The organism is Pseudomonas sp. M47T1, from assembly GCF_000263855.1.
Lineage (GTDB): Bacteria > Pseudomonadota > Gammaproteobacteria > Pseudomonadales > Pseudomonadaceae > Aquipseudomonas.
This window is the reverse complement of the sequence record NZ_AJWX01000005.1, coordinates 302,234-316,514: the sequence shown is the minus strand read 5'-3', so window position 1 is coordinate 316,514 and position 14,281 is coordinate 302,234. Positions and strand designations below refer to the sequence as shown.

6 protein-coding genes are annotated in these 14,281 nt (G+C 66.5%); all 6 read right to left on the bottom strand.

Annotation, left to right across the window (positions count from 1 at the left end):
• Window positions 1-73 precede the first annotated feature (73 nt).
• The 6 genes from PMM47T1_RS08905 to glcD all read right to left on the bottom strand — a co-directional run bounded on the left by PMM47T1_RS08905 (window position 74) and on the right by glcD (window position 14,222).
• Entirely contained in the window at window positions 74-538 is a 465-nt protein-coding gene (locus tag PMM47T1_RS08905) for a hemerythrin domain-containing protein (RefSeq protein WP_008367806.1), read from the bottom strand.
• A gap of 226 nt (window positions 539-764) precedes the next feature.
• Entirely contained in the window at window positions 765-1,508 is a 744-nt protein-coding gene (locus PMM47T1_RS08900; RefSeq protein ID WP_008367805.1) for a Crp/Fnr family transcriptional regulator, read from the bottom strand.
• 65 nt (window positions 1,509-1,573) lie between these two features.
• The gene (locus PMM47T1_RS08895; RefSeq protein ID WP_008367802.1) at window positions 1,574-10,081 is read right to left on the bottom strand and encodes a GH36-type glycosyl hydrolase domain-containing protein; all 8,508 of its coding nucleotides are present in this window, start codon (window positions 10,079-10,081) and stop codon (window positions 1,574-1,576) included.
• 357 nt (window positions 10,082-10,438) lie between these two features.
• Window positions 10,439-11,677 carry a glycolate oxidase subunit GlcF gene (glcF, locus tag PMM47T1_RS08890; protein ID WP_008367800.1) on the bottom strand — a complete coding sequence of 413 codons (1,239 nt, stop codon included), beginning with the start codon at window positions 11,675-11,677 and terminating at the stop codon, window positions 10,439-10,441.
• A gap of 2 nt (window positions 11,678-11,679) precedes the next feature.
• Window positions 11,680-12,723, bottom strand: a complete 1,044-nt coding sequence (gene glcE, locus PMM47T1_RS08885; RefSeq protein WP_008367798.1) for a glycolate oxidase subunit GlcE — start codon at window positions 12,721-12,723, stop codon at window positions 11,680-11,682.
• Window positions 12,723-14,222 carry a glycolate oxidase subunit GlcD gene (glcD, locus tag PMM47T1_RS08880; protein WP_008367795.1) on the bottom strand — a complete coding sequence of 500 codons (1,500 nt, stop codon included), beginning with the start codon at window positions 14,220-14,222 and terminating at the stop codon, window positions 12,723-12,725. The genes glcE and glcD overlap by 1 nt, the downstream gene beginning before the upstream one ends.
• Between the last annotated feature and the right edge of the window lie 59 nt (window positions 14,223-14,281).

Here is a 14,281-nt window from a genome sequence, read left to right as displayed (position 1 = left end):
GTACAGTCCTGCAGGAGCGAAGGCCGCACCGCGCAATCATCAGGCGTGCACACTGGGTAGCGGGTGTGGTGGCTCAGGCTGCCTGTGCGTCTTTGCGGTACTGGGCCTTCATGGTTTCCATCTGCTCGCCCAGTGCCTCAAGAGCCTCCTTGCCCAGCAGCTTCTCGGCGTCGGGGAACATGTCAGTTTCCTCTTCCTCGATGTGGTGCTCCAGCAGTTCTTTCACGACTTTTACCCGCCCGGCAAATTCCGGCGTCGACGGGTCGGTCACCTTCAGGTCAGGCAGCACCAGTGAGTCGACAGTGCGGTGCTCTTCCTTGGCCTCGTAGTACATTTCAGCTTCGTCCTTGCCCCCGGCCTGCTTGAAGGCGGGGTACAGGATTTCTTCTTCGAGCCGGGTGTGAATGGTGATCTCCATTTCAAGCTTGGCCAGCAAATCCGTGCGTTTCTTGATGCCTCGGTCGGTGGACTCACTCAACTGGGCGAGGATGGACTTGACCTTCTCGTGGTCGGCTTTCAGCAGTTCGATGGCGTTCATGGGGCGAGCCTCGGTTTTTCACGGTGGGTAACCGTGTTAACCGTGCAGGGCGTGTGCCACCCTGCACCCTTGGCCTGATGCGTGGGTTTTCAAGCGGTTACACCATCGCCCCGATCGGTGGGCTGTGCACTTTGCATGATTGGCCCGCCAGACAGTGCAGATAGCCTGACGGCGCGCTGCCTCCTTTTCGCAGCCTGGCGGCAGCTCCGGGGGGGCATTCGGTACGTCAGAGGGCGCGCGGTGGCGGTGAGGGTTTGATTGGCACGTAGGGCAGCAGCCGCTCGGTTTCCTTGCGGACCACCGCGTAGCATTCGCAGCTCAGTCGTTCCAGGTGCGGGCGGTCGAGGACGCGGATGTGCCCGCGGGTGTATTCGATCACGCCCAGACGCTGTAGTTTTCCAGCCGCGTCGGTGACCCCTTCGCGACGCACGCCCAGCATATTGGCAATCAGTTCCTGGGTCATGGTCAGCTGGTTGCCCTGCAGACGGTCCAATGACAACAGCAGCCAGCGGCACAGTTGCTGGTCGATGGAATGGTGGCGGTTGCACACGGCGGTCTGCGCCATCTGCGTGATCAGCGCCTGGGTATAGCGCAGCATCAAATGCAGCATTTCGCCGTGGCGATTGAATTCGTCCTTGAGCCGCTGGCCAGGCAGCCGGAACGCATGCCCGGCGCTTTGCACAATGGCGCGGCTGGAGGTGCTTTCACCACCCATGAACACTGCCACGCCCACCAGGCCCTCGTTGCCGACCACCGAGATCTCGGCGCAGGCGCCGTTCTCCATGACGTACAGCAGCGACACGATGCAGTCGGCAGGGAAGTACACATGGCGCAGCGCATCGCCTGACTCGTACAGCACTTTGCCCAACGGCATGTCGACGTGCACCAGATGCGGTAGCAAGCGCTCCAACGCGGCAGCAGGCAAGGCGGCGAGCAGATGATTCTGGTAGGGGCCGGGTACAGCGGGCATGAGGCAACCTGGGTTGAAGGCGTAAGCGAGACTCACAGGGTAGGCCATTGCAGGCCCATCACGGCTTATACCTGCCCTACGGTCACGTCGGCATGCCCGCAGGCCGCTACCACGCGATGAGCCAGGCCATCGTCCACCAGTATCAGCGTGGCGTCAGCCTGGTCCACGCCATCCAGACTGAGGGCGGCGCTGCCACGGCTGACACTGATCTGGTAGTGGCTGCCGCCAAACCGGTAGTCCAGGGTGTAGCCGGGCCACTCGGGCGGCAACAATGGCCGCAACCGCAGGGTCGTGCCTTCACGGTGCAGGCCCAGCAACGACTCGACGATCAGCCGGTACATCCAACCCGCCGAGCCGGTGTACCAGGTCCAGCCGCCGCGCCCGGCATGGGGCGGCGCGGCGTAGACGTCGGCGGCCATCACGTAGGGCTCCACCTTGTAGGTTTCGATCAGCCCGGTACTGCCCTGGCGCACCGGGTTGATCAGGCGCATCAGCTCCCAGGCCTTGTCGCCGTCGCCCAGGGCCGCGAAGGCCATGCACGCCCACACCGCTGCGTGGCTGTACTGGCCGCCGTTTTCGCGCACCCCGGGCACGTAGCCCTTGATGTAGCCAGGGTCCAGGGTGCCATGGTCGAAGGGCGGCGCCAGCAGTTGCACGATGCCGATATCGCGGCGCACCAGGTAGCGGTCCAGCGCCGCCATGGCCGTGCGCCCGCGGGCCAGGGGCGCGGCCCCCGACAGCACCGCCCAGCTCTGGGCAATGGAGTCGATGCGGCACTCCTCGTTGCTGGCCGACCCCAGCGGCTGGCCATCGTCGAAATAGGCGCGGCGGTACCAGCCGCCATCCCAGCCGTGGCTTTCCAGGGCCAGCCGCAGCGCGCCGGCCTGCTCGCTGCAGCGCAGGGCAAAGGCACCATCGCCCAGGCGCTGGGCCAGGCGGGCAAACTGTTGCAGCACTTGGTAGCCGAAGAAGCCCAGCCACACGCTCTCGCCGTGGCCACCGTCGCCTACGCGGTTCATGCCGTCGTTCCAGTCGCCGCTGCCCATCAGCGGCAAGCCATGGCGGCCACCTTGCAGCCCGTGTTCCAACGCGCGTTGGCAATGCTGGTACAGGGTTTGCGGGCGCGGCGAGCGGCCCGGCAGGTCGTAATAGGACTCTTCACCTTCGTTCAACAGCCGGCCTTCCAGGTAGTCGGCGCGCTCGTCCAGCACACCCAGGTCGGCAGTCACCTCCACATAACGACACACGGCCAGGGGCAGCCACAGCAAGTCATCCGAGCAGCGCGTGCGTACGCCACGGTCCATGGGGGGGTGCCACCAGTGCTGCACGTCACCCTCCACGTATTGGTGCCGCGCACACAGCAACAGGTGGTCGCGCACCGCCTGTGGCGCGGCGTGAACCATGGCCATGCTGTCCTGCAACTGATCGCGGAAGCCGATCGCACCGCCCGATTGGTAATAGCCGCTGCGCCCCCAGAAACGGCAACCGATCACCTGATACATCAGCCAACCGTTGACCAGCACGTCCACGGCCGGTTCTGGCGTGTGCACGCGCAAGGCCCCCAGGGTGGCGCGCCAATGGGCCTGCACGTTGGCCAGTTCCACGGCCGCAGCGCGGGTGCCGCGGTACTGCTGCACCCGGCGGGTGGCGGCGGTGGCGTCCTGTTCGGCACCCAGGCGGAAGATCACCTCCTGGCTTTCACCGTCATTCAATTCCAGGCTGACCTGCATCACCGAGCAGGGGTCCAGGCCGCCGCCGCTACGCCCGGACAGGTGGCTGCGCGACAACGCGGCCGGCGCTTGCAGGCTGCCGTTACGGCCCAGGAACTCGGCGCGGTCACAGGTGATGCGCCGCCCGGGTGAATCAGTGTCGAGAAACGCCACCCGCCCGCTGAACTCCATGGACCAGGCATTGCGCGCAAACAACGCGCCGCTGAATGGGTCGGCCTCGGTCACCACGTGCATGGCCGCACGTTCGCGCAGGTCGCCCAGCACCCATTCCACGTAGCTGGTAGCCGACAGCCGCCGCGTGCGGCCGCTGTTGTTGCGCACCACCAGGCGGGAAAACTTCAGCGGCGCATCCAGCGCCACGTATACCCACAGTTCGCTGTGCAGGCCTTGTTCGTCGTGCTCGAAGACGCTGTAACCGAAGCCGTGACGGCAGCGGTAGGCGCCAGTGCTGGGGCACGGTTGTGGCGTGGGTGACCAGTAGGCGCCGCTGTCTTCGTCACGCAGGTAGATCGCTTCGCCGCTGCCATCACTGACCGGGTCATTACGCCACGGGGTCAGGCGGTATTCGTGGGCGTTTTCGCTCCAGGTATAGGCGCTGCCGGACTCGGACACCAGGGTGCCGAACTGCGCATTGGCCAGCACATTGACCCAAGGCGCTGGCGTGGTGAGGCCCGCAGCCAGGTTTACCACGTACTCGCTGCCATCCTTACTGAAGCCACCGTAGGGGTTGCCGAGTATCAAGCTGGCATCGGGAGCGGGCATTTGCGCAGGTTTGCCTGGCCTGCGCACCAGGGCAGGATCGAAACGCGGTAACGGCGGCTCGGTGCGCCGCCGTTGCAGTTGCTCGGCCAGGCTCCCCAGGCTGTCGCGTAGCACCAGGCGGGCCACGGCTTGCAGCAGGATGCGGTCTTCGGCGGACAGTTGCTGGGCGGGGCGCACGAAAATGCCCCCCGGCCGGTCCACCAGGCTGGCTTCGCTGCCAGACGTTACCAGGCCCATAATCAGGTCTTGCAGCAGCTGCCGGTAACCGGCCTGGCTTTCGTTCCAGATCACCAGGTCTACCATCAGGCCTTTCTGGCGCCAATAGGCATGGGCTTGCACCATTTGCCGCACCAGTTCCAGGTTGGCCGCATCGCCAATCTGCACCAGCACGATGGGCAGGTCGCCGGAAATGGCCTGACCCCAGAGCCCCGACTGGTTGCGGCGGTTGCTCAACAGCAATGCACTGTCTGCGCGCAGGGAAGGGTTGGCATAGATCACCGATGCCGCCATGTGTTCGAACAGGTGGGCATCGGCAGTGGTTGCGTTGAGCTGGCGCAGCAGTACCTGGCTGTGGGTCCAGGCCAGGTCGAAGACCCGGTCGGCCAGGTGGCGGTCACGGTATTTGTGGATCAGTTGCACACAGGTGTCACGGTCAGCCGCCAGGCCGGTGACCAGGTCGATGGTGGCCGTCTGACCGGGCTCCAGGGTCATTCGGCAGCGAATGGCGACAATAGGGTCAAGCACCGAGCCTTGGCTGCCGCTCAGTTGCTCTACCGCAGGGTCCAGGGCAGCAGGCGCCAGCAGCGTACGCCCACGACCGATAAAGCGAGCCCGATCGGTTTCATAGGAAATGGCATCAATGTCGATGCCGTGAGCCGCCAGCAAATGGCACATCCACGGCATCACGGCCTGCTGCGACTGCGGTCTGCGGGTGCAGACAATGGCTTGCAGCGCGGGCAACAGTTCGGTCTGCACAAACAGCTTGCTGAAGGCCGGATGCATGGCGTCCTCAAGGAGCGGGGCCAACACCACTTCGGCGTAACTGGTCAGTTCCAGGCACCGCCGCACGCGGCCCCGATTGGTGAGGTGCAGGCGGCGCAACTCCACGTCGTCTTCGGGGGACACGACGATTTCTGTGTGGCAGTCCACATGCTGTTCACGCAGGCGAAACTCGGCCCGGGCATCGCTGAAGATCGCTTCCTGGCGGTAGGCCTGGTGTTGGCTGGGCTGGTGGCTGTTGGACCAGAACGTGCCGCTGGCGACGTCGCGCAGGTAGCAGAAGATACCCAGGTTGTCGTTGACAATGTCCTCGCGCCAGCGGGTCAGGGCCACGTCGTTGCAGCGGCTGTAGCCGGCGCCGGCGCTGTTGACCATCACGTGGTAGCGACCGTTGGACAGCAGTTGCACGGCCGGCCGGCGCTGTTGCGGGTCATCGAACACGCGCAGGATGGCCTCGGGGTGGCGGCCGACGCTTTCGCCGGTGGCGGCGTGGTTGGCCTGCACGTACTGCACCGAGGTTTTCGGCACGCGTTCCTGCAGCAACAGGGCGCAAGCCTGGAACGGCGGTTCGGCCTCGAAGCGCCGCTGCATGGGCCGGTCCAGCAACAGCGAGGTCAGTGCCAGCAAGCTCATGCCCTGGTGGTGGGCCATGAACGAACGCACCACCGCCAGGCGCTGCCCGGGCGGCAGGCGTGCCTGGGTATAGTCCAGCGCTTCGTACAGGCCGAAGCGCCCGCTTGCCCCCAGTTCATCCAGGCGTTGCAGATTACGGGTGGCGGCGTCGGGCGCCACCATCAGCGCCAACACACTGGCGTAGGGCGCCACCACGCTGTCATCGCCCAGGCCGCGCTTGAGCCCCAGCCCCGGCACGCCGAAAGCCCGATACTGGTAATTGAAACTGGCGTCCTGGGCGTTGTAGGCCGATTCGGACACGCCCCATGGAATGCCCAGTTGGTTGCCGTACTCGATCTGCCGCGCCACGGCCGCGTGGCAGGTCTGGTCCAACAGGGTGCCGGCGTACGAGGGCATGAGAAGCATGGGCATCAGGTATTCGAACATCGAGCCCGACCACGACAGCAGCACCGGCACGCCGCCACTGCTGGTCAGCAGCCGGCCCAGGTTGAACCAACTGGCCTGGGGCACCTGCCCTTGGGCAATGGTGACGAAATGGGTGAGGCGCACCTCAGACGCCAGTAAGTCGTAGAAGGCCGTGTCCAGGCGCCGGTCGCTGACGTTGTAACCGATGGCGAACAGGTCGCGGGCGCTGTCGTACAGGAAGTCGAATTCCATGATGGCCAGGGTGGCGATACGCGTCGCCAGGTCCTGGGACAGCTTCATGCGTTCAACACGGTGTTTGGCCTGTTGGCAGGCCTGGATTTCCTGCTGAAAATCCAGGCATTGCGCGTTCAACGCCTGGGTCCAGAACTCGGCATCACCCCCCGCGGCACTGGCTGCGGAGGGGACGGGCAGGTCGATGCCGCGTTGCAGCAGCTCGAGCAGCATGTGCGGCGGCAGGTCGGGGTGGTGCTGCAAGGCGTGGATGTCGCCGTGCAGGTCATCGACCACCTGGGTGGGCAAGTGCGCTGCCACAAGGCTGGTCTGCAGGATGCCCAAGGTGTCGAGCAGGCCGTTCACCACACGGCCATCCACCATCGAGCTGTCGCCAAGCGCCAGTATGCCGGGGCGCAGGGTCAGCAGCAGGCCGGCCAGGTTGCCGCTGTCCACGGTTGACACGTACAGCGGTGCCAGCGGTTGCAGGGTTTGGGTGTCGTACCAGTTGTAGAAATGCCCACGGTAGCGTTCCAGGCCTTCCAGCGTGGTCAGCATCAGGCCCAGGCGCTGCAGCAGGCGGGTGCTGCTCAGGTAGCCAAAGTCATGGGCGGCCAGGTGCGAGAGCAGCGCCATGCCCATGTTGGTGGGGGAGGTGCGATGGGCAACGTTGTCGTAGGGCGGGTGCTGGATATTGTCCGGGGGTAGCCAATGGTCGGCCTGGCCCACGTACGCATCGAAAAACGCCCAGGTGCGACGAGCCAGGGTGCGTAGAAAGCCCAGCTCTTCGGCGGAAGGGTCGAAGGCCTGCGGGGCGGGCGAGCGGCTGCTCCACCAGGCCATTGCCGGGCCCACCAGCCACAGGGCCAGCAACGGCAGCGCCAGTAGTAGCACCCAGGGCCGTGGCACCAGCAAGCCGGCCACGGCCAAGGCCAGTGCGGGGGACACCCACGACAGGCGATACAGCCCGGGCAGGTCGTTGATGCTGCTGCGTTCCACTTCCCGCGAGGCGCTCCACTGCAACAGATGGCGCTTGCTGACCAGCATGCGCCACAAGGTGCGGGTGATGGCGTCGAGGCTGTAGTGCGTCTCGAACGGCAGCCAGGCCAGGGTCAGCCCGCTGCGCAGAAAGTCCTTGCCGGCGCGGTAACAGGCATCGTTGAGGTGGTGGCGCAGGGAAACATCGAAGGGTTTGCGGGCCAGCGCCAGCAGGCTGTCCAGCAGGGGTTGTGCGAACACCAGCGCCAGCACCCCCAGGGTCCAGCCCACAGGGCCGTCAACGCCCAGCCAGCCCCACAGCAACAGGGTCAGCAGCGCGGCTGGTTCCAGGCTGCGGCGCAGGTTGTCGAAGATCTTCCAGCGCGCAAGGGCGCTGAGCCCGGCGCGTTCGACCGTGCCTTTGCCGTGGCCCCAGGGCAGCAGCCAGGGCAACAACTGCCAGTCGCCCCGGATCCAGCGGTGGCGCCGCTTGACGTCGGTGCTGAAGCGCGCCGGGTAATCTTCGAACAGCTGCACATCGCTGAGCAAGCCGGAATGGGCGTAGCAACCCTCGATCAAGTCGTGGCTGAGAATGCAATCGTCGGCAAATCGATGGGCCAGCGCCTGTTCGAAGGCGTCCACGGCATAAATGCCTTTGCCAATGAACGAGCCGTTGCCGAACAGGTCCTGGTACACGTCCGACACCGCCCGGGTGTAAGGGTCAATGCCGGCATCGCTGCCAAACAGCTGGGCGTAGCCGGAGCGCGCGGTGCTGGGCAGGCTGATGCCGATGCGCGGTTGCAATACCGCGTAGCCGGCACTGACGCGTCCGTCGGCGGTCAGCACGGGGTGGTTGAGCGGGTGCTCCATGGCGCCCACGAACTGGCGTGCGGCGTCGCGTGGCAGTTGGGTGTCGGTGTCCAGCGTGATCACGTAGCGAACCCTGCCCAGCGCATCAATGTCGCCGACAATAGGCGAGAACGGCTCGCGGCTGCCCCCGCGCAGCAAGGCGTTCAGTTCGGCCAGTTTGCCGCGTTTGCGTTCGTGGCCCATCCACACCCCTTCGCCGGCGTTCCAGCGCCGCGGCCGGTGCAGCAGGAAAAAACGCGATGGGCCCAGCGTCGGGTAGCGCCGGTTGAGGTCGTCGATCAGCTGTACCGCCAGCGTCAGCAGGGCATCATCGCCGGGTTGGGTTTGCGTCGGGGCGTCCATGAAGTCGGTGAGCAGGGCAAAGTGCAGGTGTTCATCGCGGTTGGCCAGGAAGCGTACTTCCAGGCCTTCCACCAGTTCCTCCACGTCACTGGCCTGGCCGACCAAGGTGGGCACCGCCACCAGGGTGCGGGCGGCGGCGGGGATGCCGTCGCGCATGTCCAGTCGCGGCAGCAGGCTGGGCGCCAGGGTCATCATCACCAGGCCGTTGATCAGGCTCATGGCCAGGCGGCTGGTCATCAACAGCAGGGTTATGGTCAGCAGCCACTGCCAGCTGGGCAAGCCGCTGAGGTAGCGTGCCAGCGGCCAGGCCATGGCCAGCGCCAGCACGGTCACCGGCCCGAGGAAGAATAACAACGGGGCACGACGCACCTGGCGCTGCCAGCGCTGGGCCAGCGGCACGCGGGCGTCGATGGCCTGCTCCAGCGCGGCCAGCCCCGGGCCCACCAGGTAGTAGCCTACGTGCCCGGCGACGAGGGTGTCGGGCGGCGGTCGCGCCTGGGCGCTGGCCAGGGCAATGGCCTGGATGGCCACCCGCTCTTCGCTGTACTGGCTGTGTCGCGCCAGGCGCTCGATGACGTGGCGGTACTGGTCGCGGCTGGCAAAGTCCATGGCCGCATATACCCCGGCGGGGTCGCCCTCAAGTTGACGCTCCACATGGCTCATGCGCTCGACGAAGTCGCGCCAGTCATTGCTCGACAGTACGCGCAGGCTGGCGACGCTGTTGCTGATGGACACCTGGTCGGCAGCCTGCTGCTGGGCATCCAGCTGTACCAGGCGCTCGATGTTCAGGCCCGACTCGGCGAGCATTTGCTCCACCCAGGTCAGCGGCTGAATCAGCAGCGCGCTCTGGCCTTGCAGGCGGCGCGTCAGTTCGGCGACGAATGCCGGGGTCATGGGCGGCGCCGAGCGGGCCATGTCGGCCACCACCAGCACCACGTCGCGGGCATTGTGCTCGGCGGTGTCGGTCAGGCGGTCGGCCCAATCATTGGCCAGGTTGCGGTCGGCCCAACTGGCCATCACGCGCGAGGCCACCCGCCGCAGGTTTTCGATCAGCGCCAGGCGCAGCATGATGGCGATGGCCCACAGCTCGCCCAGGGTCAGTGAAGTCACGGTCTGGTAGGCGGCGACGAAGCGGCTCAGGCTTTGCTCGTCTACCCGGCCATCGCCGTGGGCAATGGTTTCCAGGGCAATGTCGTACACCCGCGGCAAGCCGCTGGAGGGGCCGTTGGCCAGGCGCGGCAATTCGCGGCTGTAGCCCTTGGGCAGGTGGCTCTGGGCAATGCGGATGTGTTCTTCGATCAGGTAGTCGTTGTCCAGCAACCACTCGGCCGCCGGCGTCACCCGGCGCGCCGAAGGATGAGCCTTGGCCAGCGCGGCGCAACTGGCCGCCAGCGTGGCCTCGTTGTCGGCCAGCCGCGCGAGCAGCGAGTCCCTGGCACTGAGCGGGCTGAGTACATGCTCGCGGGCCAGCAGGATGCCGTGGTCGGCCATCTGCTCGGCGCTGAACAGTTCGGCGCGCAACAGGGGCTCATAGGTAAAGGCGCGTTGCGCAGGGCGCCAAGGCCGCCCGGCAGAGGGCAGGTGCTTGATGGCGGCGACTGCACGGTTCCAGTAACGGTTCATAGGCTCCCGGGCATGGCAGGGCAAGGCACCGGAACAGTGTGGGTGGGCAAGCTGACGAGGTCTGTACGCCAGCGCACAGACAGGGCTGACAACACCTGTGCATCAGGCAATAAGACGCAGCCAGCTGCGTCTGATGCCCGAACCGCGGATCGACACCTTGGCTGCGCTTTGCCCGCGGGTGGCCTGGGCGTACACACCGGGCTCTGTGAGGAGCATCTATGTGCATAGTCTGGCTCTGACAGGGCAGGAGCAATTCAGCGGCCACATGGGCTGAACTGATTTCTGTAGCGGCGCCTGCCGGCCGCTTCACGGGCACGGCGCACTGCCTGACTCACCTCATGAATTCTGCGAGAACTGCTACAAAAGGGGCGGGGTCGGGGGGACTAGCGCTTCGTCGACGATCTCGATCCAGTGCCGCACCGGCGTGCGGCCGGCGCCGTCCAAGTGGGTCTGGCAACCGATGTTGGCGGTGACGATGACGTCCGGGTGGCCGCTTTCCAGGGCGTTGAGGCGGTTGTCGCGCAACTGCCTGGCCAGGGCAGGCTGGGTGAGCGAATAGGTGCCTGCCGAGCCGCAGCACAAATGGCCGTCGGCCACTGGGGTGAGGCTGAAGCCCAGCTGGGTCAGCACGGCTTCCACGGCGCCGCCCAGCAGTTGGGCATGCTGCAGGGTGCACGGGCAGTGGAAGGCCAGGCGCAGTTCGCTGCGCAGGGCCAGGCGGCCCAGCGGCTCGTCGCGCAACACTTCCACCAGGTCCTTGGCCAGGGCACTGATGCGCGCGGCACGGTCGGCGTAGTGCGGGTCGTGTCGCAGCAGCCGGCCGTACTCTTTGACGAAGGCGCCGCAGCCGCTGGCGGTCTGCACGATGGCCTCGACACCGCTTTCAACGGATGGCCACCAGGCATCGATGTTGCGCCGCGCGCGGTCCAGCCCGGCGGCCTGGGCGTCGCTGTGAAAGTCCACCGCGCCACAACAGCCGGCACTGCGCGCCGGGACCAGGCTGATGCCCAGGCGGTCCAGTACCCGCGCGGTGGCGGCATTGGTGTTGGGCGAGAAACCCGGTTGCACGCAGCCCTCCAGAATCAGCATGTGGCGGGCGTGGCGCGCACTGGGTCGGGCACCGGCGGCTCGGACCTGGCGCGGCAGCTTGGCTTGCACAGTGGCGGGCAACCAGGGCCGCAGCACCTGGCCTGCGCGGGCCAGGGCGGTGAACAGCGCCGGGTGCGGGACCACCGCGCGCAGGCCGCCGCGCAACAGGCGGCTGGCCAGTGGGCGTGGCACCTGCTGGTCGATGAAGTCGCGGCCAATGTCCAACAGCGTGTGGTACTGCACCCCGGACGGGCAGGTGCTTTCACAGGTGCGACAGCTCAGGCAGCGGTCCAGATGGGTCTGGGTGGCGGCGGTGATGGGCGCCCCTTCCAGCATTTCTTTGATCAGGTAAATGCGCCCGCGCGGGCCATCCAGTTCATCGCCCAGCAACTGGTAGGTGGGGCAGGTGGCGTTGCAGAAACCGCAGTGCACGCAACTGCGCAGCACCTGTTCGGCCTCGGCGGCCCTGGGCAGTTGGCGAGCCTGTTCGCTGAGATGGGTTTGCATGGTCAGAGCTCCGGGTACAGGCGGCCAGGGTTGAACAGGCCGTGGGGGTCCAGGTGGGCCTTGAGCCGCTGCTGATACCGCAGCAGCGTCGGCGCCAGGGGATGAAAGGGCGAGTCCCCCGGCGCGGCATTGAAGCAGGTGGCATGGCCGCCCACTGCGGCGACCTGGCTTCGCAGCAGCGCGGCATCCACGTCACTTTTCAGCCAACGCTGGGCGCCGGCCCAGTCCAGCAGTTGCAGGCCGGGCACTGCCAGCTCGCCGACGTTAAACGGCAGCGACAGCCGCCACAACGGCCGCGGGTCGTGGAAGAAGGGCAGGCGCTGTTCGCGCAGGTCTGCCCAGAAGCTGCCCGCCACCGTGCTACAGCCCAGGCGGTCGCACGCCGCGGCCACTGAGCCGGCGCCGCCTTCCAGGCGCAGGTGCAGCACCTGGCCGTCATGGCAGGCACCACTGATGGGCAGGGCTTGCTGGCCCCATTCGGCCAGGCGTTGCAACGCCTCGGCGGCGCTGATGTCCAGGTTCAGGCTGGCACTGCAGCGCGGCGTGGGCAGCACCTTGAGCGATACCTCGGTAAGTACGCCCAGGCTGCCCAGGCTGCCAGCCAGCAGCCGCGACAGGTCATAGCCGGCGACGTTTTTCAGCACCTCGCCGCCAAAACGCAAGTGCTGGCCCAGGCCGCTGATGACCCGCGTACCCAGCACGAAATCGCGCACCGCACCGCTCCACGGACGACGCGGTCCCGACAGCCCGGCGGCCACCATGCCGCCCACGGTGGCCTGCCCGTCGAAGTCCGGCGGTTCGCAGGGCAGCATCTGCCCGGCCTCGTCGAGCGCGGCCAGCAACTCCACCAGCGGCGTGCCCGCGCGCGCGGTCACCACCAGTTCGGTGGGGTCGTAGCGCACGATGCCGCTATAGACCCGGGTATCCAGTGGCGTGCCGGCGATAGGGCGGCCGAGAAAGGCCTTGCTGTTGCCACCGCGGATGCGCAACGGCGTGCGCGTGGCAATGGCCTGGTGAACGCCGTCCAACAGGGTGTCCAGGCTCATCAGAAGCGCTCCAGCTCAGGGAACGGCAGCTGGCCGTGATGAATGTGCATGGCGCCGAATTCGGCGCAGCGGTGCAGGGTGGGGATGTTCTTGCCCGGGTTGAGCAGGCCGCTGGGGTCGAACGCCGCCTTCACGGCGTGGAACAGGGTCAACTCCTCGGCGCTGAACTGTGCGCACATCTGGTTGATTTTTTCCCGGCCCACGCCATGTTCGCCGGTGATGCTGCCGCCCACGGCCACGCACATTTCCAGGATCTTGCCGCCAAGGGCCTCGGCGCGTTCCAGCTCACCCGGGACGTTGGCGTCAAACAGGATCAGCGGGTGCATGTTGCCGTCGCCGGCATGGAAAACGTTGGCCACGCGCAGGTCGTATTCGGCAGACAAGGCCGCGATGCCCTGTAACACCCCAGGCAGCTCGCGTCGCGCAATGGTGCCGTCCATGCAGTAATAGTCCGGTGACAGGCGGCCCACGGCGGGAAAGGCATTCTTGCGCCCAGCCCAGAAGCGCACGCGTTCTGCCTCGTCGCGGGCCAGGCGCACTTCGGTGGCGCCGGCGGCTTCCAGCACCTGGCGCACACGCTCGCAGTCTTCCTGGACGTCGGCTTCCACGCCGTCCAGTTCACACAACAATATGGCCTGGGCTTCTACCGGGTAGCCGGCATGGATGAAGTCCTCGGCGGCGCGGATGGCCAGGTTGTCCATCATCTCCAGGCCGCCGGGGATGATGCCCGCCGCGATGATATCGGCCACCGCGCGGCCGGCCTTTTCCACGCAATCAAAGGCCGCCAGCAGCACCCTGGCCACCTGGGGGCGCGGCAGCAGCTTGACCGTGACCTCGGTGACCACGCCGAGCATGCCCTCAGACCCGGTGAACAACGCCAGCAGGTCGAAACCCGGGCTGTCCAGGGCGTCGCTGCCCAGGGTCAGAGGCTCGCCCTGGACGGTCAACACCTCAAGTTTCACCAGGTTGTGCACGGTCAGGCCGTATTTGAGGCAGTGCACGCCGCCGGCGTTTTCGGCAACGTTGCCGCCAATGGAACAGGCGATTTGCGAAGAGGGGTCGGGTGCATAGTACAAACCGTAGGGGGCCGCCGCCTGGGAGATTGCCAGGTTGCGCACGCCGGGCTGAACCCGGGCAGTGCGGGCATTGGGGTCTATATGCTGGATTTGGTTTAAGCGCGCCAGCACCAGCAGCACGCCCTGGGCCAGGGGCAGGGCACCGCCGGACAGGCCGGTGCCGGCCCCGCGCGGTACCACGGGCACCTGCCGCTGGTGGCAAATGCGCAGGATGACCTGCACTTCGTCGACGTGGTGCGGCAGCGCCACCAGCAGCGGTGTGGTGCGATAGGCCGAGAGCCCGTCGCAGTCATAGGGCTTGAGGTCTTCGGTGCGGTACAGCAGGTCGAGGTCGGGCAGGGCCGCGATCAGCGCATTGATCAAGCCCTGCTTGTCCACCTGAGGCAGGGCACCGTCCAGACGTTCGTCGTGGAGAATGTTCATGGCCAGTCTTCTTGTTCTTGTGATTATGCAGCGTCAGCAAGAACCATAGCACTGGCGTG